The organism is Pseudomonas sp. P8_241, assembly GCF_034008315.1.
GTDB lineage: Bacteria > Pseudomonadota > Gammaproteobacteria > Pseudomonadales > Pseudomonadaceae > Aquipseudomonas.
Genome location: NZ_CP125377.1, coordinates 4976947 through 5003007, shown reverse-complemented (window position 1 = coordinate 5003007; position 26061 = coordinate 4976947). Strand labels below are relative to the sequence as shown.

Below are 26061 nucleotides of genomic sequence, written 5' to 3'. Positions count from 1 at the left end.
CGGCAGTCCTCTACTTGACCTGGTCGGCGATGCGCTGCGGCACCGGAATCTGGATTTCCAGCAATTGCTGGGCGAAGGCCTTGCCTTGCGGGTCGATCCGCAGGCTGGCGATGCCGCCGCCACCGAGGGCGTTCTCCAGCAGAAAATTCAGGCTGTGGCTGGCGGGCAAATACCAGCGTTCAACGCGCCCGAACACCGGGTCGAGGACATGGCTCATCCAGTCGACGATCACTTCCGGGGTCAAGGCTTCGGCGATCCACGGCAGGTATTCGGGCTCGCGGGCCATGACGCCGATATTGCTGTGGTTGCCCTTGTCGCCGGAGCGCGCGACCGCGAGTTTGATCAAGGCCACGCTGGCGTCGGCACGACCATCGGGTTTGGGTGGCTCGACCGGTACGGGCAAGTCGTGGGTGTCGAGCGCGTCCAGGGCGGGCAGGGCACACGGGTGACGACGGCCCATGAAATCAATGTCCAGCGTGCAGGCGGTTTTGTCGATCAGGAACGAGAACAGCCGGATCAGCGGATACACCGTCGGCCGGCCACCGACAATCCCGGTCAGCCCCGGCGCCATGCCGGTGGCGGCCTGAGCGATTTCCCGGGAGAACATGATCAATGCCTGTTTGTTCGGATGGCGCACGGCGAGTTTGATCACCACTTCGCGAGTGTCCTGGCGCTGGCCGTGGGGGCCATAAGTAGCCTCGCTGCCGAGCAGTTCGATGTTCACTTCGCTGAAGGGTGCCCAACCCCGCTGGCTGAACATTTCCGATGTCTTGTTAATGATCGCGTCGCTGACGCGCCGTGCCTTGGCGAATGCATCGATGCCGGCGATCAGGCAGCTGGCGGTGCAGCGATAGCCGTCCGGGTACGTCGCGCTGACCTTGTACTGAGCGGTCGGCGGCAAGCCTTTCGCGCCGTGGACCCGGACCGCGTTCTTGCCTTGTTGCTGCAGTTTTACTTGAGTGAAATCGCAGACCACATCGGGCAGCAGATAGGCCCGTGGGTCACCGATCTCATAGAGCATTTGTTCGCCGACGGTCAGCGGCGTGATCAAGCCGCCGGAGCCTTGCGGTTTGCTGACAACAAACTGACTGTCGGCGCTGACTTCGACGATCGGGAAACCGATGTGCTCGTAATCGGGTACCTCGCGCCAATCGGTGAAATTGCCGCCAGTGCACTGGGCGCCACATTCGATGATGTGCCCGGCCAGTGCCGCCTGGGCCAGTTTGTCGTAGTCATGCCACGACCAGCCGAATTCATGCACCAGGGCGGCGCTGACCACCGCGCTGTCGACCACTCGCCCCGTGATGATGATGTCCGCCCCCAGACGCAAAGCCTCGACAATGCCTGGCGCACCCAGATAGGCATTGGTCGATACGCATATCGATGGCAATGGCGCGCCGTTGAACATTTCATGAATGCCGAGGCTACTGAGTTGTTTGAACTGCGGTTGCAGGTCATCCCCCAGCAGCACAGCGATTTTCAGCGTCACGCCGGCCTTGTCGCAGGCAGCTTGCAGCGCGGCGGCGCACGCTTTCGGGTTGATTCCACCGGCATTGCTGATGACGCGAATTTTTTGTTCGGCCAGGTGTGAAAGCAGGGGGCTGAGGACTTCAATGAAGTCACCCGCATAACCCGCTTGGGGATCTTTCATTCGTGCACCGGCCATGATGGACAGAGTGATTTCTGCCAGGTAATCAAAGACCAGATAGTCCAGATGCCCGTGCTCCACCAGTTGCGCGGCCGCTGTCGAGGTGTCGCCCCAGAAGGCACTGGCACAACCGATACGAATCGTTTCAGGCGAAATCCGTTGCATAGTCACCTCCAGCCGAAGTGCATTGACATTACCAAGCAAGCGCTTGGTTTGTAAATGCCCGAACCTTTCTTCTGCCCAAGCGCTTGCTTGGTTAAAGCCGTCAGCTTAAATTGCCCGCGCAACCCCATTGTTTCCGGGGGGCTGGCGCATTGGATTGATCGACTGTAGGAGAGAATGGGTGGACGAGCAAAAAGCCCTGAGCGTCATGCGCGAATTGGTCGGCAACGGCCAGTTGACCGATCCGGACAGCGCCCGTGGCAAGCTGCTGCAAGTGGCGGCTCACCTGTTCCGCAATAAAGGCTATGAGCGTACGACGGTACGTGATCTGGCCGGCGCCGTGGGCATTCAGTCCGGAAGCATCTTTCATCACTTCAAAAGCAAGGACGACATCCTGCGGGCGGTAATGGAGGAGACCATTCGCTACAACACCGCCTTGATGCGCGCGTCCCTCGCCGAGACAGGCAATGTGCGTGAACGTGTGTTGGCGCTGATCCGCTGCGAATTGCAGTCGATCATGGGTGGCAGCGGCGAGGCCATGGCGGTGCTGGTCTACGAATGGCGGTCGCTGTCCGGGGAGGGTCAGGCCAAGGTGCTGGCGCTGCGGGATATTTATGAGGACATCTGGTTGCAAGTGCTGGACGAGGCCAAAAGTGCCGGTTTTATTCGAGGGGATGTGTTCATCACCCGACGGTTTCTGACCGGGGCATTGTCCTGGACCACGACATGGTTTCGCGCCGGTGGCAGCATGAGCCTCGATCAATTGGCCGAAGAGGCGTTGATTCTGGTGCTCGAAGCGAAGCAATAAGCTTGTAATGGATGGCAAAATGCTGGCTAATTGAGCGAAACGCTTGGCGCCAATGCATTGATGCCGTTCTATCGGGGAGTGGTTTGTTTTGATGGGGTTGCCAATCCGGACGGTCTCGCGGCTTTTGCTGGCGGCGCTTGGGGCATTATCGATGGTGCCGTCCCAGGCCGCGCAACTGGTGCGCGTGGGTGCCGCTCACTTTCCGCCATACACCGTGCGCCCGGAATCGGGGGCCGACACCGGATTGCTGCCGCAGTTGATCCACGCCCTCAATGCTTCTCAAGCCGACTATCAGTTCGTGTTGGTGCCCACCTCCATTCCTCGGCGCTTTGGCGATTTCAAACAGGGCCGGATCGACATGGCCTTCTTCGAAAACCCCGCATGGGGTTGGGACAGCGTCCCCCACACCTCCGTCGACATGGGCCTGGAAGATGCCGAGATTTTTGTCGCGCGACGCCAGCCCGATCGGCAGCAAGATTACTTTGCCGACCTGACCGGCAAACGTCTTGCGCTGTTCAGTGGCTATCACTACGAGTTCGCCAGTTTCAATGCCGAGTCCCAGTACCTGGCGAAAACCTACAACGCCACGCTGACCTATTCCCACGACAGCAACCTGTTGATGGTGTTGCGCGGGCGCGCCGACATTGCCCTGGTGACGCGCTCTTACTTGAGCGATTACTTTTTGCGCAACCAACAAGTCGCCAAACAATTGCTGGTGTCCGAGCGCGTCGACCAGGTCTATCACCACTACGCCATTGTTCGTCCCGCCTCGCCCATCAGCGGCGAGGCCTTCACCAGGTTGCTGCAAGGCTTGCGGGACAACGGTCAGATGCTGAAGATCTTCGACCCCTACGAGATTGCGGTGATGCCGGTGCCACACACTGAAAGGACGTCACAAGTCGCGAACTGACGGACTTTTCTTAAATTTCCCCCAGCGGCCCACGTCACATCGTTGAACAGTCGACGATTATCGCGAGCCCGACCCATGCCCAACCTGAATGACCTCAACGCCCTGCACCGACCGACTGGCAGCAGTCTTGTGGCGCATGAAACCGAAACCCGCTTGAGCCCGCAACCCTGTCCTGGCGATTCACCGACCGGCAACTATCCACAGCAAATGGTCATGAGCGCTGGCAAGCGACATCCCCTACGGCCGGTTAAACCCGATGGTGAAGTCTATCGACGCTTCGACGCACGACTGGGCGTGTGGGTGTCCTTGCGCACATTGGACATCGAAAAGGATCTGGCGCGTTTCAATCGTTGGCAGAATAACCCGCGAGTCGCGAGTTTCTGGCAGGAGGAGGGCAGCCTCGAACAACATCGCGAGTACCTGAGCAAACTCGAAACCGACCCCCATACCCTGATGTTGATCGGCTGCTTCGGCGACCAGCCGTTCGCCTATTTCGAAGCCTATTGGACCAAGGAAGATCGCATTGCGCCGTTCTATGACGCGGCCGATTACGATCGCGGCGTTCACATGCTGGTCGGCGAAGAGAATCACCGCGGACCGCACAAGGTGGCGAGCTGGTTATCGGCGCTGGTGCATTACCTGTTTCTCGACGAATCGCGCACGCAACGTGTCGTCGCTGAACCTCGCGCCGATAACGCGAAGATGATCGGCTATATGCAGGATCAAGGTTTTCACTGCGAAAAAGAATTCGACTTTCCGCACAAGCGGGCGGCCTTGATGGTATTGGGGCGCAAGGATTTTTTTGATCGGTGCGAATTGGCGCAGAAGTAAAAGATCGCAGCCTTCGGCAGCTTCTACAGAAGTGGACCGTAGGAGCTGCCGAAGGCTGCGATCTTTTATTCAGTGGCGGGCAGAGGATTCACCACGGCTTCCCGAGACCTTGCGGCAATGCAACAGGGCATCACGAATCATGAAGTTCACCAGGGTCGGCGAGACACCGAGCTCCTTGGCGATGTCTTTTTGTGGCACCCCGTGCAAGCGATACATCTCGAAGGCATAACGCGTACGGCTCGGCAGCTGCGTCAACGCATCGGCGATGTGTTCCAGGGTCGAGAAGTTGATGTGCGACGTTTCCGGTGACGCGCCTTGAATCACCACGTTCAGGCCTTCCTCTTCGGGGCCGGAATACTTCTGCTCCAACGCCTGCTTGCGGTAGTGATCGATCGCCAGGTTACGCACGATCTGGAACAGATAACTGAGCTGTGCCTTGATCGAACTGGTGATTTGCGGCGCTGATTGCAAGCGAAAGAACGCATCCTGCACAACATCTTCAGCTCGGGAGCGGCAGCCGGTAATTCGCGCTGCGATCTTCACCAGAATCAGTCGATTATCGACAAAAGCCTGAAGTAGCGGTGTATCGCACCTGCTTGTGGACACTGGTTCCATCATGGAAATCACCCTGCTGCCAAAAGGTTAGTGGGACGGGATAAACCGGGGGGCCGTCCTACGCGTCGAGCGACAAATTAGGCTTAATGATAATGATTGTCAAATGAGAAAAAGAACTAATGCGCCACAAAAGTGCAGAGTGAGAACTGCGACACGGCGCCACAGGCCGACCCGTATGGCGTTCGTGCCTGACGACTAATTATTTCAGCACTTCATCCGTTCTCTTTGGTGAATGGACCCGGGCAACCGTCCCGGTGACTACCGCATTCCCTATGCCTTGCGCGGTCGCCGAAGACCGCGTCCTGCGTGCCTCCGATGGGGCGCGACGCTAGAAAACCGATTCCAATTGCAAGCCGAAATCAGGCAGGAAACCTCATGACCGACGCGTTCGAAATCCCCAGCACAATGGTCCAAGCCCTCCAGCGCCGCGCGGCCCTGACGCCGGATCGGGTCGCCTTGCGTTTTCTCGCCGAAACCCCGGACCAGGCTGTGGTGCTCAGTTATCGCGAGCTGGATCAGCGCGCGCGGACCATTGCCGGCGCCTTGCAGGCCGAGGCTGATTTCGGCGACCGTGCGGTATTGCTGTTTCCCAGCGGTCCCGATTACGTGGCTGCATTCTTCGGTTGCCTGTACGCGGGTGTGATCGCCGTTCCGGCCTATCCACCGGAGTCGACCCGTCGTCATCATCAGAAGCGTTTGCTGTCGATCATTGGCGATGCCGAGCCGCGTCTGCTGCTGACCAGCGCCGGCCTGCGCGATGCGTTGCTGCAAATCGAGGGCGCGCCGCCGCTGATGTGCGTCGATGCCTTCGATGCCGATCTGGCCGAGCGCTGGGTCGCGCCGGACCTGCGAGACAGTCACATCGCTTTCCTGCAATACACCTCCGGTTCCACCGCGCTGCCTAAAGGCGTGCAAGTCAGCCACGGCAATCTGGTGGCCAATGAATTGCTGATTCGTCGCGGTTTTGGCATCGATCTGAACCCTGATGACGTGATCGTCAGCTGGTTGCCGCTGTACCACGACATGGGGCTGATCGGTGGTCTGCTGCAACCGATTTTCAGCGGTGTGCCGTGCGTGCTGATGTCGCCCGCGTACTTCCTTGGTCGACCCTTGCGCTGGCTCGAAGCGATCAGTGAGTACGGCGGCACCATCAGCGGCGGGCCAGACTTTGCCTATCGCCTGTGCAGCGAGCGGGTCAGTGAAGCAGCCTTGGAACGCCTCGACCTGAGCGGCTGGCGCGTGGCGTATTCCGGGTCCGAACCGATCCGGCTCGACACCGTCGAAAGCTTCGCCGAGCAGTTCGCCACCTGCGGCTTTTGCGCGGACAACTTTATGGCTTCCTACGGTCTGGCGGAAGCCACGTTGTTTGTCGCCGGGACGCCGCGCGGTCAAGGCATCGGCCACTTGCGTGTGGACGATCAGGCCCTCACGCAAAACCGCGCGGAACCCGGCGAGGGCAGTGCGATCATGAGCTGCGGTATCAGTCAGCCGGAACACGCTGTAATGATCGTCGACCCGGCGTCGCTCAGCGAATTGGCGGATAACGCCGTAGGAGAGGTCTGGGCCAGCGGGCCGAGCATTGCGCACGGCTACTGGCGCAATCGCGAGGCGTCGGCAAAAACCTTCGTCGAATACGCGGGACGGACCTGGTTGCGCACCGGTGATATGGGCTTCATGCGCAGCGGTGAACTGTTCATCACCGGTCGCCTGAAAGACATGCTGATCGTCCGCGGCCACAACCTTTATCCGCAAGACATCGAGCAAGCTATCGAGCGTGAAGTGGAAGTGGTGCGCAAAGGGCGAGTTGCTGCGTTCTCGGTCAACACAGAAGGTCAGGAAGGCATCGGTATCGCCGCCGAAATCAGCCGTAGCGTGCAGAAGATTCTGCCGCCAGACGCCGTGATCAAAGCCATTCGCCAAGCCGTTGCCGAGGCCTGTCAGGAAGCGCCAAGTGTGGTGGTGCTGCTCAATCCGGGCGCATTGCCCAAGACGTCCAGCGGCAAACTGCAACGCTCGGCGTGCCGCAATCGCCTGGCTGACGGCAGCCTCGACAGCTATGCGCTGTTTGCGTCGGCGGCGACAGAAAGCACCGACAACATCGAATCCGGGTCTGAGCTGCAAAGCTTGATCGCTCAGATCTGGAGCGAGCAGTTGCAGGTCGAGCGGGTCGGTGCCGACGCTCATTTCTTCCTGCTCGGCGGAAACTCGATTGCGGCAACTCAGGTGATGGCGCGGTTGCGCGAAGCCCTTGGTCTGGAGCTGAACCTGCGACTGCTGTTCGAAGCGCCGACTCTTGACGCATTCGTTGAGGTGGTGGCCCGGCTGCAACAGAATGGCGGACTGGCCCAAGGCGCGATCACCCCGTTGTCACGCGTAGAAGCCATGCCGCAATCCCTGGCCCAAAATCGTCTGTGGATCACCTGGCAACTCGATCCGCACAGCAGCGCCTACAACATTCCCGGTGCCTTGCGCCTGCGTGGCGAACTGGACGAAGACGCGTTGCAGGCCAGTTTCCAGCAATTGATCGAGCGCCACGAAGCCCTGCGCACGCGGTTCTTCGAGCGTGACGGCGTAGCGTTGCAGCAAGTGATTGCGGCCGGTGAGTTCAACCTGCAAATGATCGACATCAGCGATCTGCCAATGGCCGAGCGTGAAGCCCGTGCGCAACGCATCCGCGAGGATGAGGCGCGCACGCAGTTCGATCTGGAGAAAGGACCGTTGCTGTGGGTGACCCTGGTACGCCTCGACGACGAGGATCACCAGTTGTTGGTGACGATGCACCACATCATCGCTGACGGCTGGTCCCTCAACGTGTTGATTGACGAGTTCTCCCGTTTGTATGCCGCCGCTTGTCAGGGTCAGGCCGCGACACTTGCACCATTGTCCACGCAGTACGCCGATTACGGCAGCTGGCAACGCCAATGGCTGGCGCAGGGTGAAGGCGAGCGACAACTGACGTATTGGAAAGTACAGCTGGGCGACGAGCAACCTGCCCTGAGCCTGGCGACGGACCATCCCCGTTCAGCACAACAACAGCACAGCGCTGCCCGTCACGCCGTACGTTTAGACGCTGCGCTGAGCGCGGCGATTCGCCAGACTGCACACGCTCATGAATCGACCTCCTTCATGCTGCTGCTCGCCGTGTTCCAGACCTTGTTGCACCGCTACAGCGGTCAACGTGATATCCGCATCGGCGTGCCCAACGCCAACCGTCCCCGCCTGGAAACCCAAGGTCTGATCGGCTTCTTCGTCAACACCCAGGTGCTGCGCGCCGAGGTCGATTCGCGGCTGCCGTTCGTTGCATTGCTGGCGCAAACCCGGCAGGCGGCGATGGGGGCGCAAGCCCATCAGGACCTGCCGTTCGAACAACTGCTCGAAGCGTTCCCGCAGGTTCGCGAACAAGGCCTGTTCCAGGTCATGTTCAATCATCAGCAGCGTGACCTCAGCGCATTGAAGCGTTTGCCAGGCCTGCTGGCCGAAGAGTTGCCGTGGCACAGCCGCGAGGCCAAGTTCGATTTGCAGTTGCACAGCGAAGAAGATCGCAACGGTCGCCTGACCCTCTCATTCGATTACGCCAGCGAATTGTTCGATGCGGCGACCATCGAGCGTTTGGCCGAGCATTTTCAGAATTTGTTACGTGACGTCTGCGAGCATCCGCAAACGGCCCTCGGCGATCTGCGACTGCTGACAGCGTCTGAGATTGGCCAGCAAGCTGACTGGGCCAATGCAGCGTGCGCGCCGGCCGGCCAGTGGCTGCCAGAATTGCTCAACGAGCAAGCACGTCGGACGCCTGAACGCACGGCGCTGCTGTGGGACGGCGGCCAGATAGACTTCGCCCAATTGCACACTCGGGCCAATCGACTGGCCCAGTACCTGCGCGACAAAGGCGTCGGTCCCGACGTCTGCGTGGCGATCGCGTGCGAGCGTTCGCCACAATTACTGATTGGCTTGTTAGCGATCATCAAAGCCGGTGGTGCCTACGTACCGTTGGACCCGGATTACCCGGCCGAGCGCTTGGCGTACATGCTCAGCGACAGCGGTGTGGAATTGTTGCTGACCCAGACGCCATTGCTCGACCGCTTGCCGGTCAGCGAAGGTGTCAGCGTGATCGCCATGGACGCCTTGCATCTGGATAGCTGGCCGAGCCATGCGCCGGGATTGCACCTGCACGGCGACAATCTCGCTTATGTGATTTACACCTCAGGTTCGACCGGACAACCCAAAGGCGTCGGTAATACGCACGCGGCCCTTGCCGAGCGTCTGCAATGGATGCAGAACACCTATCGCCTGGACGACACCGATGTGCTGTTGCAAAAGGCGCCGATCAGTTTCGACGTGTCGGTGTGGGAATGCTTCTGGCCGCTGATTACGGGTGCGCGGTTGGCAATCGCCGGACCCGGCGAGCACCGCGATCCCCATCGCATCGCACAGTTGGTCCAGCAGTTCAGCGTCACCACGCTGCACTTCGTACCGCCACTGCTTGCACGATTCATCGACGAACCGCTGACAGCTGAATGTACCAGTCTGCGCAGGGTGTTTTCCGGTGGTGAAGCCTTGCCCGCGGAGCTGCGCAACCGCGTGCTGGCGCAACTGCCGAGCGTGCAATTGCACAATCGTTACGGACCGACCGAGACGGCGATCAACGTTACCCACTGGCATTGCACCACAGGCGATGGCGAGCGCTCGCCGATTGGCCAGCCACTGGGAAATGTGATCTGTCGAATCCTCGACAGCGATCTCAACCCTGTACCGGCCGGGGTACCGGGTGAGCTTTGCATCGGCGGCATCGGTCTGGCCCGAGGTTATCTGGGCCGTCCGGCGCTGACCGCCGAGCGTTTTGGGGTCGATCCGGGCGAGCCGGGTGCACGCTTGTACCGAACCGGCGACCGTGCGCGCTGGACCGCTGATGGCGTGATCGAATACCTCGGTCGCCTCGATCAGCAGGTCAAGTTGCGCGGATTCCGCGTCGAGCCGGAAGAAATCGAAGCCTGTCTGCTGGCTCAGGAGGGCGTCGCGCAAGCCGTGGTGCTGGTGCGCGAAACCGCGGCGGGCGATCAGTTGATCGGCTACTTCACGGCGACGGATTTCGGCGATAACGAAGAGGCTCAAACGGCACGTCTGAAAATCGCCCTGGCCGCCGAGCTGCCGCAATACATGGTCCCTGCACAGCTTATGCGCCTGGACGAGATGCCCCTTAGCCCAAGCGGCAAGCTCGACCGCTGCGCCTTGCCGGAACCGCAGTGGCAAGTCCGCGAGCACGTTGAGCCTGTGACAGACCTGGAGCAACAGATCGCCGTTATCTGGCGCGATGTGCTGGGCCTGTCGCAAGTCGGTCTTCGCGATGATTTCTTCGCCCTTGGTGGTCACTCGCTGCTGGCCACACAAATTATTTCCCGAGCCCGCCAGGCCTGCGACGTCGAGTTACCGCTGCGGGTATTGTTCGAGCACAGTGAACTGGGTGAATTCGCCGAACAGGTGCGCCTGATCCAGGCCAGCGGCCGCACCAACAAACAGCCGCCGATTGAAAAGGTCGACCGCAGCCAACCCGTTCCATTGTCCTATTCCCAGCAACGCATGTGGTTCCTCTGGCAAATGGAGCCGGACAGCCCGGCCTATAACGTCGGTGGCATGGCGCGTCTACGCGGGGTACTGGATGTCGCACGTTTCGAAGCGGCACTGCAAGCCCTGATCCTGCGTCACGAAACCCTGCGCACCACATTCCCGAGCATCGACGGCGTCGCCCGTCAACGCGTGCACGCGCAAACCGGTGTGCGCATGACGTGGAAGGATTTCACCACGCTGGATGCCGATAGCCGCGAGTGGCAGGTCCAGCAACTGGCCGACGACGAAGCGCACCAGCCGTTCGATCTGGAAAGCGGTCCGTTGCTGCGCGCTTGCCTGGTCAAGACTGCCGAGCAGGAACACTACTTCGTGCTGACCTTGCACCACATCGTCACGGAAGGCTGGGCGATGGACATCTTCGCCCGGGAACTGAGTGCGCTGTACGAAGCGTTCTTGGATGACCGCGAGTCGCCGCTGCAACCGCTGCCGGTGCAGTACCTGGACTACAGCGTGTGGCAGCGTCAGTGGCTGGAGTCCGGCGAACGTCAGCGTCAACTCGACTACTGGACCGCGCAATTGGGCCGCGAGCACCCGCTGCTGGAATTGCCGGCCGACCGTCCGCGTCCTCCCGTGCAGAGCCATCAGGGCGAACTGTACCGTTTCGACCTCAGCGAGAAGCTTGCCACCCAGGTCCGCGCCTTCAACGGGCAAAACGGCCTGACGTTGTTCATGACCATGACGGCTGCGTTGGCCACTTTGCTGTACCGCTACAGCGGCCAGACCGATTTGCGCATCGGCGCGCCGGTGGCCAACCGCATCCGGCCGGAGAGCGAAGGGTTGATCGGTGCGTTCCTCAACACCCAGGTGCTGCGCTGTCAGATCGACGGGCAGATGTCCGTGGGGGAGTTGTTCGAGCAGGTCCGTCACACGGTGATCGAAGGCCAGTCCCATCAAGACTTGCCCTTCGATCATCTGGTCGAAGCCCTGCAACCACCGCGCAGCGCGGCCTACAACCCGTTGTTCCAGGTCATGTGCAACGTACAGCGCTGGGAATTCCAGCAGAGCCGCAGCTTGGCCGGCATGACCGTCGAGTACCTGGCCAACGATGCACGGGCGACCAAATTCGACCTCAATCTGGAAGTCACCGACCTCGACCACCGCCTGTGTTGTTGCCTGACCTACAGCACCGACCTGTTCGACGAACCGCGTATCGCACGCATGGCCGTGCATTGGCGCAACTTGTTGCAAGCGCTGATTGCAGATCCGCAACAGCGCCTCAGTGAGCTGCCGTTGCTGGACGCGGACGAACAACAACATCTGCTCGACAGTCTTGGCGTCGAGCCCGGCGAGCATCGACTCGATCAGTGCATTCATCAGCTGTTCAGCAAACAGGCTCTGGCGCGTCCCGATGCACCGGCGCTGACCTTCGCCGGACAAACCCTGAGCTACGCTGAACTCGACCGCCGCGCCAATCGCCTCGCGTGGATGCTGCGTGAACGCGGTGTCGGTCCGCAGGTGCGCGTGGGCCTGGCGCTTGAGCGTTCGCTGGACATGGTTGTCGGACTGCTGGCGATCCTCAAGGCCGCAGGTGCCTATGTGCCGCTGGACCCGGAATATCCGCTCGACCGCTTGCATTACATGATCGAAGACAGTGGTATCGGATTGCTGCTCAGTGATGCGGCGATGTTCAAGGCCCTTGGTGAATTGCCGCCGACGATTGCCCATTGGTGTGTGGAGGAAGACGCGGTAAAACTCGCCGATTATCCGGCAACCGAGCTGCCGTTCATCAACCTGCCGCAGCATCAGGCGTACCTGATTTACACCTCGGGCTCCACCGGAAAGCCCAAAGGCGTGGTGGTGTCCCATGGTGAGATCGCCATGCACTGCCGTGCCGTGATCGAGCGTTTCGGTATGCGCCCGGACGATTGCGAACTGCATTTCTATTCGATCAACTTCGACGCCGCTACCGAGCGTTTGCTGGTGCCGCTGCTCTGTGGTGCGCAGGTCGTCTTGCGTGCTCAGGGCCAATGGGACGCCGAGGAAATCTGCGCACTGATCCGCACCCATCGCATCAACGTGCTGGGTTTCACGCCAAGCTACGGCAGCCAGTTGGCGCAATGGCTGGCAACTCAGGACGAAACCTTGCCGGTGCGCATGATCATCACCGGCGGCGAAGCGCTGACCGGCGAACACCTGGCGCGCATTCGTGCGGCGTTCAAACCGAATCTGTTTTTCAACGCCTACGGTCCGACCGAAACCGTGGTCATGCCGCTGGCCAGCCTTGCGCCCCAGGTATTGGAAGAAGGAGTGGGCAGCGTGCCGATCGGCAGCGTGATTGGCGACCGCGTGGCGTACATTCTCGACGCCGATCTCGCGCTGGTGCCGCAAGGTGCGACAGGCGAGTTGTATGTTGGCGGCACCGGTCTGGCGCAGGCTTATCACCAGCGTCCGGGCATGAGCGCTGAACGCTTTGTGGCCGATCCGTTCTCCGACAACGGCGGGCGTGTTTATCGCACTGGCGATCTGGTGCGCCAACGTCCCGATGGATTGGTGGAATATCTCGGTCGTATCGACCATCAAGTGAAGATTCGTGGATTCCGCATTGAGCCGGGCGAAATCGAAACCCGTCTGCTGGAGCATGAATCGATTCGCGAAAGCGTGGTATTGGCGCTCGATGCACCGAGCGGTAAACAGCTGGTTGGCTATCTTGTGACTGAGGTCGCTGAACAGGACGAAGCGCAGCAATCGGTTTTGCGCGAAGCCCTCAAGGCGCATCTGAAATCGCAATTGCCGGATTACATGGTGCCGACGCACCTGATCCTGTTGACCGCTATGCCGCTGACCGCCAACGGCAAACTCGACCGTCGTGCGTTGCCGGCACCGGACCCCGAACTGAATCGTCAACACTACGTGGCGCCGAGTAACGAACTCGAAGTCACGCTGGCGCAGATCTGGCGCGAAGTGCTGAACGTCGACCAGGTCGGCCTCAACGACAATTTCTTCGAGCTGGGTGGCGACTCGATCCTCTCGATTCAAGTGGTCAGCCGTGCGCGGCAGCAGGGCATACACTTCAGCCCGCGCGACTTGTTCCAGCATCAGACCGTGCAGACTCTCACCGCCGTGGCGACCCGCAGCGATCAGATCACTGCCGAGCAAGGGTTGCTCAGCGGTGAGTCGCGCTTGACGCCGATTCAGCACTGGTTCTTCGACACCGACATCGCGCAGCGGCAACACTGGAACCAGGCGTTGTTGCTGCAACCGACCGCGCCTCTGGAACCTCATCGCCTGGAGCAAGCGCTGTTGGCGGTGATCGAACAGCACGATGCCTTGCGCCTGCGCTTCAGCGAAGTGGGAGGCCATTGGCATGCGGCGCATCAGGCGATTTCCGATACCTCGGTGTTGTGGCAGGTGCGTGTTTCGTCCATGGACAAATGCGTCGCCCTGTTCGCCGATGCCCAGCGCAGCCTCGACCTCAACGAAGGACCGCTGATGCGGGTATTGCTGGTCGATGGTCCAGAGGGTCAGCAACGGTTGTTCATCGCGATTCACCACTTGGTGGTCGATGGCGTTTCCTGGCGCGTACTGCTGGACGATTTGCAAACCGTGTATCGCCAACTCGACGCGCAGCAGTCGGTAAAACTGCCGGCCAAAACCAGCGCCTTCAAGGACTGGGCGGCACGTTTGCAGGCCTACGCCGGGAGCGAATCCCTGCGCGAAGAACTGAGCTGGTGGCAGAGGCAACTGGCCGGTCCGAATGCCGAATGGCCGTGTGATCGACCCGAGGGCGGTCGGCAGAACCGGCATGCGCAAACGGTCAGTGTGCGTCTTGACGGCGAGCGCACTCGGCAATTGCTGCAACAGGCGCCGGGCACGTATCGCACTCAGGTCAACGATTTGCTGCTGACAGCGTTGGCCCGTGTGTTGTGCCGCTGGACCGGGCACGATTCGGCGCTGATTCAACTGGAAGGCCACGGCCGTGAAGCGCTGTTCGACGAGATCGACCTGACGCGCACTGTCGGCTGGTTCACCAGCGCTTATCCGCTGCGTCTGACACCTTCCAATATCGAGGAGGCTGCAGGGCAGGGCGCGTCGATCAAAGCCATCAAGGAACAGTTGCGCGCTGTACCGCACAAAGGTCTGGGTTATGGCGTGCTGCGTTACCTCGCCGATGACCTGAGTTGCCGGCGCATGGCCGAGTTGCCGGCGGCGCCGATTACCTTCAACTACCTCGGTCAGTTCGACCAGAACTTTGGCGCGCAGGCGCTGTTTCATCCGCTCGATGAACCCATCGGCGCAGCCCACGATCCGAAGGCGCCGTTGCCCAACGAATTGAGTGTCGACAGTCAGGTTTACGGTGGTGAACTGGTGCTGCGCTGGACCTTCAGCGCTGAACGTTACGATCTGCAAACCATCAATGAACTGGCGGACGCCTATCTGGGCGAATTGCAAAGCCTGATCGAACATTGCCTGCGCGACGATGCCGGTGGCCTGACGCCGTCTGACTTCCCGCTGGCGAAACTCAGTCAGGCGCAACTGGATGCGCTGCCGATTCCAGCCACTGCCATCGAAGATGTCTACCCGCTGACGCCGATGCAGGAAGGCATGCTGCTGCACACGTTGCTGGAACCGGGCACCGGCCTGTACTACATGCAGGATCGCTACCGCATTAACAGCGAGCTCGATCCGCAGCGTTTTGCCCAGGCCTGGCAAGCGGTGATTGCCCGTCATGAAGCGCTGCGCGCATCGTTCTGCTGGAATGTCGGCGAAGACATGCTGCAAGTGATTCACAAACCGGGGAGTACACCGATCGAATACCTCGACTGGAGCGCTATCGCCGAAGCCGAGCAAGAACCGAAGTTGCAAACCTTGCTCAAGACCGAGCGCGAGACCGGGTTCGATCTGCTCAACCGGGCACCGTTCCACCTGCGCTTGATCCGCGTGGGCGCGGCGCGCTACTGGTTCATGATGAGCAATCACCACATCCTCATCGATGCCTGGTGCCGCTCGTTGCTGATGAGCGACTTCTTCGAGATCTACACCGCGCTTGGTGAAGGTCGCGAAGCGCAGTTGGCCGTACCGCCGCGTTATCGCGATTACATCGGCTGGCTGCAACGCCAGAGCCTGGACGCAGCGCGGCAGTGGTGGAAAACCAATCTGCAAGGCTTCGAGCGCACGACGCCGATCCCGAGCGACCGGCCGTTCCTGCGCGAGCATGCCGGTGACAGCGGGGGGATGATCGTCGGCGACCGTTACACCCGACTCGATGCCCGCGACGGTGCGCAGTTGCGCGAATTGGCCCAGGCCCATCAGTTGACCATCAACACCTTCGCCCAAGCGGCGTGGGCGTTGGTGCTGCGGCGCTTGAGCGGTGATCGCGACGTGCTGTTTGGCGTCACGGTGGCGGGCCGTCCGGTGGAGATGCCGCAGATGCAACGCACCGTCGGCCTGTTCATCAACAGCATCGCCCTGCGGGTGAAAATGCCCGAAGACGATCAGCGTTGCAGCGTGCATCAATGGCTGACGGGGCTACTCGACAGCAACATGCAACTGCGCGAGTACGAATACCTGCCGCTGGTGAGCATCCAGGAAAACAGCAAGCTGCCCAAGGGTCAACCGCTGTTCGACAGCCTGTTCGTGTTCGAAAACGCCCCGGTGGAAGTCTCGGTGCTGGACCGGGCGCAGAGTCTCAACGCGACGTCCGACTCGGGCCGAACCCATACCAACTTCCCGCTGACGGCGGTCTGCTATCCGGGTGATGACCTGGGCTTGCACCTGTCCTACGACCAGCGTTACTTCGATGAATCGACGGTCGAACGCATGCTCGGGGAGTTCAAGCGGTTGCTGCTGGCGTTGGTCGAAGGTTTCCATGGAGACATGGCTGACCTGCCGTTGCTCGGCGTTGAGGAACAGGCTTTGCTGATTCATGGCTGTAACCAGAGCGAGCACGGGTATCCGCTTGAGACCAGTTACGTTGAATTGTTCGAAGCGCAAGTTGCCGAGCATCCGCAGCGGATCGCCGCCAGTTGCCTGGCGCAGCAGCACAGCTACTTCGAGCTGAACCAGCGCAGTAACCGTCTCGGACATGCACTGATCGCCGCCAGTGTCGGCCTGGATCAACCGGTGGCGTTGCTGGCGGAACGTAATCTCGACCTGCTCGGCATGATCATCGGCAGCTTCAAGGCCGGCGCAGGTTACTTGCCACTGGATCCGGGCCTGCCGAGCCAGCGTTTGAGCCGCATCATCGATCTCAGCCGCACGCCGTTGCTGGTCTGCACCCAGGCGTGCCGCGAGCAAGCGGTTGAGCTGCTGGAAGAATTCGGCTGCGCCAATCGCCCTCGCTTGCTGGTTTGGGAGGAGGTGCAGGCCAGTGCTGTTTCGGTGAGCAATCCAGGCATCTACAGTGCTGCGGACAACCTCGCCTACGTCATCTACACCTCAGGCTCCACCGGGTTGCCGAAGGGCGTGATGGTCGAACAGCGCGGCATGCTCAACAACCAGTTGAGCAAAGTGCCGTACCTGAACCTGAGTGAAGCCGACGTGATCGCGCAAACCGCTTCGCAAAGCTTCGACATCTCCGTCTGGCAGTTCCTCGCCGCGCCATTGTTCGGTGCTCGGGTGGACATCGTGCCGAACATCATTGCCCATGATCCGCAAGCTTTGCTGGCTCATGTGCAGAGCCAGGGCATCACCGTTCTGGAAAGCGTACCGTCTCTGATCCAGGGCATGCTCGCTCAGGAACGCATGGGCATCGACGGCTTGCGCTGGATGCTGCCGACCGGTGAGGCCATGCCGCCGGAACTCGCGCATCAATGGTTGCTGCGCTACCCGCAGATCGGCTTGGTGAACGCCTACGGACCGGCAGAATGCTCGGACGACGTGGCGTTCTTCCGCGTTGACCTGGCCTCGACACGTGGCAGCTATTTGCCAATCGGCACGCCAACCGACAACAACCGTTTGTACCTGCTCGATGGTGCGCTGGAGCTGGTGCCGCTGGGTGCGGTGGGTGAGCTGTGCGTCGCCGGCACCGGGGTCGGGCGTGGTTATGTCAGCGACCCGCTGCGCACTGCTCCGGTGTTTGTGCCGGACCCGTTCGGCGAGCCGGGTGATCGTTTGTACCGCACCGGCGACCTGGCTCGTCGACGCAGTGACGGTGTGCTGGAATACGTCGGACGTATCGACCATCAGGTGAAGATTCGCGGCTACCGTATTGAGTTGGGTGAAATCGAAGCGCGTCTGCATGAGCAAGCGCAAGTCCGCGACGCAGCGGTGGGTGTGCAGGAAGGTGTGAATGGCAAGCATCTGGTTGGTTATCTGGTGGCAGCCGATTCAACGCTCAATCCTGCCGAGCGATTGGAGCGCATTAAACAACGCCTGCGTGCCGAACTGCCTGAATACATGGTGCCGCTGCATTGGTTGTGGCTCGATAAAATGCCGCTCAACGCCAACGGCAAACTGGATCGCAAGGCACTACCGGCGCTGGAAATCGGCCAGATGCAAAGCCAGGTCTATCAGGCGCCGCGCAGTGATCTGGAGCAAACCCTGGCCGCTATCTGGGCCGACGTGCTGAAGGTCGAGACAGTCGGCGTCCACGACAACTTCTTCGAGCTGGGCGGGCATTCGCTGCTGGCCACGCAGATCGCATCACGGGTGCACAAAACCCTGCAGCGGGATGTGCCGCTGCGGGCGATGTTCGAGTGCAGTACGGTGGAGGAGCTGGCCAGGTACATCGATGGGTTGGCGGCCAGCGACATCACCGAGGAGAAGGTGGATCGCTTGAATGATCTGATGGCGGAGCTGGAGGGGCTTTAATTCTCTGGTGCCTGGAATGGCCTCTTCGCTGGCAAGCCAGCTCCTACGGGGTTGGTGGTGAACACAAATTTAGTGAACGCCACCGATCTTGTAGGAGCTGGCTTGCCAGCGAAGGCGTCGATGCGTGTTACTTCGGCCCGAGAATCTTCACCAACGTTTCCGGTGACGGCGCACCTTGCTGTTGTTGCAACTCGCCCTTGGCGTCCATATAGAAAATCGCCGGGGTGGCTTGCAGTTCCAGCTCTTCCATCAGTTGCATGTTGGCCGCCAGCTTTGCCTGGACGGCGGGCGGCACGTCCTTCAAGGCCTTGAGCGAACTGCTTTTTCCGGCGGCTTCGTGGTCTTGCAGGGCTTTTTGCGGGTCTTTGGCAGCAAGCAGTGCGGCGGACTTGCCCGGGCTGTCTTCGCGGATGATGCCGACCATGATGTGGCGCAACTGCACTTTGCCGGACTTGACCCATGGCCGCGCCTGTTCCCAGAACACGTTGCAATACGGGCAGTTCGGGTCGCTGAACAGGTAAACCAGGCGCGGGGCGTCCTTCTTGCCATCGCCAATCCAGTTGCTCGCTTCGAACTTGTTCCAGACCTCCTTGGACATCGGCGCGTACACCAGTTTCTGCAATGGTGCGCTGGTCAGGTCGTTGCCCTCGGCGTCATACAGATTGCCCAGCAATACATGCTTGCCATCCGGGGTCAGGTACAGCGCCATGCCGCGGTTCTGGTATTGCGCGGCATATCCGCGCAGGCCGTCGGGCGCGTCGAACTGACCGACGATTTTCGCGCCTTTGGCTTCGATCTTCTTGATCGCCTCGGGCAGCTCTTCGGCCTGCACCGACGGCAGGTGCAGCAGAGCGGCACCGAGGCTCAGGGTCAGCAGGTGGCGGAGGCGGGGCATGGCAGTTTCCTTGAAGAAGTGGCGGGGACGGTGTCGAAGTTTTCCAGGGCGCGGGCCAGGCTGGCTTCCGACAGTTCGCCCAGATGGCTGCCCAGCAGGCGACCTTCCGGGCTATAGAACAGCGTCGTTGGCAGTGCCATGGAGCCAACGGCCTGACCCAGACGACCACCGCCGTCGAACAGCACGTTGGACAGGCTCAAGCCCTGGGTTTCCAGGTAGGTCGCGACGCTTTGCATGCTTTCGGCCTGATTGATGAACAGAAAGGTCAGGTCCGACCGGGCTTGCTGGGCATTTTCCAGCACCGGCATTTCCCGGCGACAAGGCGGGCACCAGGTGGCCCAGAGATTGATCACTAAGGGGCCGCCCTTGTAGTCGGCCAGTTGCACGGTTTCGCCGGCGGCGTTGCGCAGGGCAATTTCCGGCAGACGTGTGCCTTGTTCGTAGATCGACAGGGAGAATGTCGCCAGTAACCAGAACGCCAGGCCGCTTGCCACACCAAATCCCAATGGGCGTCGCAGTCCTGGGCGCCGCCAGCCTCGATACAAAGTCGCCAGCAGCACGACGATCACGCCGGGCCAGGCGAGGAAACCGCCATCACGCAAATCGATGATCTGCCACGGATCGTTGCGATAATGCGTCCAGTAGGCCGCCACGAAACCCACGCGAGCTGCCAGCAAGCCCAGCATGAACAGGCTGAACAACGCCGACTCGGGGTTATCCCCGCCACGCTTGGCCACCCGCCAGCCGACAAAAGTAGCCAGCGCCAATGCACTGATCAGCAGCAGGTGATTAAGCGCGATGGCAAAGGTGCCGAGGGTGAAGGTCAGCATTAACGGGCGTCTCGGGTGATGGACCAGCGTTGCAGGAAAGTGTCGGCATCGACCTCACCGGTGATGCGCTGGCTGCGACGCTCTTCACCGTCAGCGCCAATCCACAGCAGGCTCGGTGGCCCCGGCACTTTATAACGGCCGAGCAGTTCGCGGCTGGCGGCATTGTCGGCGGTGACGTCCAGCCGGAGCAAGCGCACATCGCTCAGGGCTTCGAGAACTCGGGTTTTACCGAACACCTGTTTTTCCATGACCTTGCACGACACACACCAGTCTGCGTAATAGTCCAGCAGCACCCATTGGCCCTGAGCCTTGGCGACGTCGAGTTCACGTTGCAACGCTTGCGGGTCATTGATCGTGATGAAGGCTTCGTGGCCGACCGGAACGGCGGCAACCGCTGTGCCTGAAGCGCGAAACACCTGCAACGGCTTGAACAGATCATCACTGCCGCCCGCCGCGCCGATCATCAACAGGCTGCCCCACACACCGAGCAGCAACGAGCTGGCTCCGAACAAGTGAGCGATCCGCCCAAAACCGTCCGACTGTTTCCAGGCGCTGTAGGCTGCAACCAGTAGCAGGGCACCGCAGAGTCCGACCCACAGTGATTCGTCCAGTACCGGACGCAGCATCAGCAACGCCGTTGCGAGAAACAGGAAGCCGAAAATACCTTTGACCAGATTCATCCAGGCGCCCGGTTTGGGCATGAAGCGGTTGCCGACAGTGACCAGCAACAGCAGCGGCACACCGATGCCAATCCCCATGGCGAACAGAATCAAGCCGCCGTGCAGCGCATTGCCACTCTGCGCGATATAGAGCAACGCACCGGCCAACGGAGCGGTCATGCACGGGCCGACCAACAGACCCGACAAGGCACCCAATACACCCGCGCCGATCAAGCTGCCGCCGCGTTGATTGCGCGAGACGTTTTCCAGGCGATCACGCACGGCCACCGGCAACTGCAATTCAAAGAAGCCGAACATCGGCAATGCCAACAGCACGAAAATCGCCGCGAAACTGCCGAGCAGCCAAGGGTTTTGCAGCAACGCCTGCAGATTCGCCCCCAGCATGGCGGCCAAAACCCCCATTGCCGCATACACCAGCGCCATGCTGATCACATAGCTACTGGCCAGGGCCAGACCACGTTTTGGCGTTGCGCCACTGCCCACGATCAGGCCGGCCAGAATCGGCAGCATCGGCAATGAACAAGGGGTGAATGCCAGTAACAGGCCCAGACCGAAAAACACCAGAAGGCTCCAGCCCAGGGCCCGCTGTTGCAGACCGCTGGCCAAGGCTTGATCCGGAGCTTCAGCACCTGAGTTCGTCACATCAATATTGCCCAGATCGACAACTTTGGTTTGCGGTGGATAACACAAGCCGGCATCCGCGCAGCCCTGATAGCTCACTTTGACCTGACCGCTGGCACCCGCCGGAATCTTCAGCTCCAGGCCCTGGCGGTAGACTTGCTGCTGACCGAAGAACTCGTCGCTGTGGTCTTCACCCACGGGCAAAGCCGGTTTGTGCTCGACTGGCAGACCGTCGAACTTCAGGCGCTGCTGGTATAGGTAATAGCCGTCGGCTATCTGCCAATAGAGCTGGGTTTCACCGGATTCCAGGCGTTCAGACGTAAAGGTGAAGGCTTTCTCGACAGGGAGAAAATCGGGTTTGGTCTCAAACGGATTGGTCCCTGCCTGAGCCAGGCCCGTGATCAGGAAAGCGAAAAGTAAAAACAGTCGACGCATGGGTAAGCCTTTGCCCTGTGCAAGTGAGGTGCACAATGGGCGGTCGCGATTAACCGATGATTAACCGTGGCGGCCTTGTGGCGGTGGCGCTTGCGGCATAATGTCCGCTTAATCGGTCAAAGGCTTAATCTGCTTTATTTACACGAGGCTCCCCATGCACGTACTGGTTTGCGAAGACGATGAGCTGATCGCCAGCGGCATCGTCGCCGGCCTGACCGCCCAGGGCCTGACGGTGGAACACGTCGCCACGGCATCTGCGGCGCGGGCCATGCTCAAGGTGGCCGAGTTCGACGTGATGGTGCTCGACCTCGGATTGCCCGATGAAGACGGCTTGAAACTGTTGCAGCAATTGCGTCACAACGGCCTGGAATTGCCGGTGCTGATTCTGACGGCGCGGGACTCGGTCACCGACCGTGTCGACGGTTTGCAGGCGGGTGCCGACGACTACCTGCTCAAGCCTTTCGATTTGCGCGAACTCGCCGCACGGTTGCACACCCTGTTGCGCCGGGTGGCCGGGCGCAGCGTCAACCTGATCGAACACGGAGCCCTGACGTACGACCCCAGCAGCCGCGAAACCATGCTCTGCGGTCAGCCTGTAGACCTCTCGCGCCGAGAGCAGTCGCTGCTGCAGGCCCTGCTGCACAATCGTGGGCGCGTGCTGTCGACCGAGCAGCTCAAGGACAGCGTCTACGGTTTCAACGATGAGCTGGAGAGCAACGCCCTCAACGTCCACATCCATCACCTGCGGCGCAAGCTCGGCAACGGGATTGTCGAGACCGTGCGCGGCCTGGGTTATCGCCTGGGGCCGGCTGATGGCGGAGAGCGATCGAAGTGATGAGCCTGCGTTTGCGCCTGAGCCTGACACTCGGCGCCGCTTTTGCGTTGATCTGGGCGCTGGCTGCGGCCTGGATGCTCAGTGATCTGCGCAATCAGATGATGTTTTCCCTCGACCAGCGGCTGGTGGCATCGGCACGCATGGTCGCGGGTCTGATGGAGCAATTGCCGCCGTTGCCGACCAAGGGCGAGGGCACGCACTTCAGCGCCGAGCAGTTGAACATTCCCGGCGGCATGGCCTGTCAGGTCAGTTCGTTGCGCGGGGAGATCCTTGCCCGCAGTCACACCGATCCGCAGCAAACCCTGGAAGCCGAGAAACTGGGCTTCCACGATCAAATGATCGACGGCGCACCGTGGCGCAGTTTCACGTTGGCCCGGGGCGATTTGCGCATTACCACGGCCGACCGCCAGATCGAGCGTGAAGCATTGAACATGTCGATCCTGCTGGCCGCTTCGGTGCCGGTAGGCGTGGCATTGCTCGGTTGCCTGTGCCTGCTCTGGCTGGGCATCGGCCAAGGCCTGGCGCCGCTCAATCGCATGCGCGATGCCTTGATGCGCCGCAGTGCCGACTCCCTGGAACCCTTGCAGATCCATCCATTGCCCAGTGAGCTGCAACCCTTGCTGGAAACCCAGAACCAGTTGCTCCAGCGCATCGGCAAGACCATCGAGCGCGAACGCCGCCTGACCGGTGATGCGGCCCACGAACTGCGCAGCCCGTTGACCGCGATCAAGACCCATCTGCAAGTGGCGCGCATGACCGAAGGCAGCGCCCGGGATCAATCGTTGGCCAGGGCCGAGGAGGGTGCCGACCGTTTGCATCGGACCCTCGAACAATTACTGTTGCTGGCGCGGGTCGAAGGCAGTCTATCGTTCGATGACGGTGTGCAATGCAGCGCCGAGCAGGTGGCGAAACTGGCGATCCAGGATGCCTCCAGTGGGGATCGTGAACGTATCCGGTTCCAAGCGCCGATCAAGGTGTCGAATGCCCCGGTGCAAATGCCCGCCGTATTGTCGATTGCAGCGCTGCGCAACTTGCTCGATAACGCCCTGCGTCACACTCCGGGCGATAAAGCTGTGGAACTGAGTCTGGAAACCTCTGGTGATCGTGTGCAGTTCGTGGTGCGCGATCACGGGCCGGGCATTGCCGAAGAGGATTTGCAGAACCTGACCCAACGTTTCTGGCGCAATGGCCAGAGCACCGGCTGCGGCCTAGGGCTGGCGATTGTCCAGGCCATCGTCCAGCGTTGCGGCTGCACCCTGCATTTCGATAGCCGGCCGGACGGCTTGCGGGTGGAGCTGACCATGCCGCTACAACCAGCCTGATAAACACCCAACCCCTTGTAGGAGCGAGCCTGCTCGCGATGACGTCGTGTCAGTCAACATCAATGTTGCCTGATACACCGCTATCGCGAGCAGGCTCGCTCCTACAAGGGCTTGGGGTGCCTCCGAGAAAGCCGGTCAAAAGGCTAAATCCTCTCGACGCCGATGCGTTTCCAGAACAGGAAAACCTGACAAGTGCGCTCCGTGAGCGCAATGCGCACCTGCCCGGTATGCAGTTTTGGTCACTATCACAGCGTATTGAGGGGTCGAGAGATGTCAGTCGCTACCAGCCTTATCGAAGATCAGCCGGCCCGGGTCGCCCCGACCGAAACGCTTTACCAGTTCAACGAATCGCCTTTGCTGGCCCGTCAGAGCCGGCAGGAATCCAACGCCCGCAGCTACCCGCGACGCATTCCCTTGGCACTCAAGCGCGCCAAGGGCCTGTATGTCGAAGATGTCGAAGGCCGCACCTTTATCGACTGCCTTGCCGGCGCCGGAACATTGGCCCTTGGGCATAACCACCCGGTAGTGATCGAAGCCATCCAGCAAGTGCTGAGTGATGAGTTGCCGCTGCACACCCTCGACCTGACCACTCCGGTGAAAGATCAGTTCGTTCAAGACTTGTTCGGCCTGCTGCCACCGGCATTGGCCGCTGAAGCGAGGATCCAGTTCTGTGGCCCGACCGGCACCGACGCTGTCGAAGCCGCACTGAAACTGGTGCGCACTGCCACCGGTCGCAGCACGGTGCTGTCGTTTCAGGGCGGTTATCACGGCATGAGCCAAGGCGCATTGAGCCTGATGGGCAGCCTGGGCCCGAAAAAGCCTCTGGGCGCGTTGCTCAGCAGCGGCGTGCAGTTCATGCCGTTTCCCTACGATTACCGTTGTCCATTCGGATTAGGCGGTGCCCAAGGCATCAAGGCCAATCTGAACTACCTGGAAAACCTGCTCAACGATCCCGAGGCCGGCGTGCAATTACCGGCGGCGGTGATCGTTGAAGTGGTGCAGGGCGAGGGCGGGGTGATCCCGGCCGATCTGGACTGGTTGCGTGGTTTGCGCCGGATCACCGAGCAGGCAGGCGTGGCGTTGATCGTCGACGAAATCCAGAGCGGTTTCGCCCGCACTGGCAAGATGTTTGCCTTCGAACACGCCGGGATCATTCCCGATGTGGTGGTGATGTCCAAAGCCATCGGCGGCAGCCTGCCGCTGGCGGTGGTGGTCTACCGCGACTGGCTCGACACCTGGCTGCCGGGCGCCCACGCGGGGACTTTCCGTGGCAACCAAATGGCAATGGCCGCCGGTTCCGCCGTCATGCGTTATCTGGTTGAGCACAAAGTGTGCGAACACACTGCCGCGATGGGCGCGCGGTTGGTCGAGCACCTGCGCATCCTGCAACGGTACTTCCCGCAGATGGGCGACATTCGCGGTCGCGGCTTGATGCTGGGTGTGGAGCTGGTCGATCCGGCCGGTGCGCTGGACGCTCTGGGTCATCCACCGGCCTTCGCGCGCCTGGCGCCGCTGGTGCAGCGCGAATGTCTCAAGCGTGGCTTGATTCTGGAGTTGGGCGGTCGGCACGGCGCGGTGGTGCGTTTCCTGCCGCCGCTGGTGATCACCGCTGCTGAGGTCGACAGGGTTGGCGAGATTTTCGGCCGGGCTTTGGCCGCTGCCACCGCCGCGCTCTAAATTTTCCGGCGCGTACAACGTTCCTTCTACATAACGACTGCGCACACAGCGCAGCCTGCCCTAGAACGATGGAGACATAGCATGACGTCAGTATTCGACCGCGAGGACATCCTCTTTCAGGTCGTGGTCAACCACGAAGAGCAATACTCGATCTGGCCTGACTACAAAGCCGTGCCACAAGGCTGGCGCACCGTGGGCAAAAGCGGACTGAAAAAGGACTGTCTGGCCTACATCGAAGAGACCTGGACGGACATGCGCCCGTTGAGCCTGCGTCAGAAGATGGAAGAGCAGGCGGCTGTGGCGCACTGAGTTGTCGCGGCAAAAAGAAGCCCGCTGGACTGGTGACAGTCGGCGGGCTTCTTTCATGCCTGGAATCTTTATTGGCTGATGGATTGCCTTCGCGAGCAGGCTCGCTCCCTGT

General features: G+C 60.9%; 12 protein-coding genes and 1 pseudogene. 8 read left to right on the top strand and 5 right to left on the bottom strand.

The window, feature by feature from the left end; translation table 11 throughout:
* Nucleotides 1-10: 10 nt before the first annotated feature.
* Complete coding sequence (locus tag QMK58_RS22235; RefSeq protein WP_320395454.1) at nt 11-1813, bottom strand: acyclic terpene utilization AtuA family protein; 1803 nt, start codon at nt 1811-1813, stop codon at nt 11-13.
* A 178-nt stretch (nt 1814-1991) separates the two neighbouring features.
* Here QMK58_RS22235 and QMK58_RS22230 point away from each other — a divergent pair, with 178 nt between their 5' ends.
* The 3 genes and pseudogenes from QMK58_RS22230 to QMK58_RS22220 form a co-directional block, all read left to right on the top strand.
* Complete coding sequence (locus QMK58_RS22230; protein ID WP_053155956.1) at nt 1992-2618, top strand: TetR/AcrR family transcriptional regulator; 627 nt, start codon at nt 1992-1994, stop codon at nt 2616-2618.
* 91 nt (nt 2619-2709) lie between these two features.
* Nucleotides 2710-3528, top strand: a complete 819-nt coding sequence (locus tag QMK58_RS22225; protein ID WP_082344427.1) for a substrate-binding periplasmic protein — start codon at nt 2710-2712, stop codon at nt 3526-3528.
* 180 nt (nt 3529-3708) lie between these two features.
* Nucleotides 3709-4359 (top strand): annotated as a pseudogene (locus QMK58_RS22220) (GNAT family N-acetyltransferase); the annotation flags it as partial.
* Between the two features lie 69 nt (nt 4360-4428).
* Here the strand turns inward: QMK58_RS22220 and QMK58_RS22215 are convergent.
* A complete protein-coding gene (locus QMK58_RS22215; RefSeq protein ID WP_053155962.1) occupies nt 4429-4977 on the bottom strand; it encodes an RNA polymerase factor sigma-70 in 549 nt (182 codons plus the stop codon).
* Between the two features lie 372 nt (nt 4978-5349).
* Between QMK58_RS22215 and QMK58_RS22210 the strand changes: the two genes are divergently transcribed.
* On the top strand, nt 5350-18345 hold the full coding sequence (locus tag QMK58_RS22210; RefSeq protein WP_320395452.1) for a non-ribosomal peptide synthetase: 12996 nt from the start codon (nt 5350-5352) through the stop codon (nt 18343-18345).
* A gap of 127 nt (nt 18346-18472) precedes the next feature.
* Here the strand turns inward: QMK58_RS22210 and dsbG are convergent, their stop codons facing one another.
* Genes dsbG through dsbD form a run of 3 tightly spaced genes read right to left on the bottom strand, consistent with a single transcriptional unit; the run spans nt 18473 to nt 21806 of the window.
* Nucleotides 18473-19240, bottom strand: coding sequence for a thiol:disulfide interchange protein DsbG (dsbG, locus tag QMK58_RS22205; protein ID WP_053155968.1), 768 nt, complete (start codon nt 19238-19240; stop codon nt 18473-18475).
* Nucleotides 19216-20070: a TlpA disulfide reductase family protein gene (locus tag QMK58_RS22200; protein WP_053155971.1), complete on the bottom strand. Its 855-nt coding sequence runs from the start codon at nt 20068-20070 to the stop codon at nt 19216-19218. Before QMK58_RS22200 ends, dsbG begins: the two co-directional genes overlap by 25 nt.
* Complete coding sequence (dsbD, locus tag QMK58_RS22195) at nt 20070-21806, bottom strand: protein-disulfide reductase DsbD (protein ID WP_053155974.1); 1737 nt, start codon at nt 21804-21806, stop codon at nt 20070-20072. The genes QMK58_RS22200 and dsbD overlap by 1 nt, the downstream gene beginning before the upstream one ends.
* A 154-nt stretch (nt 21807-21960) precedes the next feature.
* On the opposite strand from dsbD, the gene QMK58_RS22190 reads away from it, so the two are divergent.
* The 4 genes from QMK58_RS22190 (at nt 21961) to QMK58_RS22175 (ending at nt 25949) form a co-directional block, all read left to right on the top strand.
* A complete protein-coding gene (locus tag QMK58_RS22190; RefSeq protein WP_053155978.1) occupies nt 21961-22641 on the top strand; it encodes a response regulator in 681 nt (226 codons plus the stop codon).
* Complete coding sequence (locus QMK58_RS22185) at nt 22638-23963, top strand: ATP-binding protein (RefSeq protein WP_053155981.1); 1326 nt, start codon at nt 22638-22640, stop codon at nt 23961-23963. Before QMK58_RS22190 ends, QMK58_RS22185 begins: the two co-directional genes overlap by 4 nt.
* Nucleotides 23964-24233: 270 nt before the next feature.
* Nucleotides 24234-25640, top strand: coding sequence for an aspartate aminotransferase family protein (locus QMK58_RS22180; protein WP_053155984.1), 1407 nt, complete (start codon nt 24234-24236; stop codon nt 25638-25640).
* 81 nt (nt 25641-25721) lie between these two features.
* Nucleotides 25722-25949, top strand: a complete 228-nt coding sequence (locus QMK58_RS22175; protein WP_053155987.1) for an MbtH family protein — start codon at nt 25722-25724, stop codon at nt 25947-25949.
* Nucleotides 25950-26061: the final 112 nt, after the last annotated feature.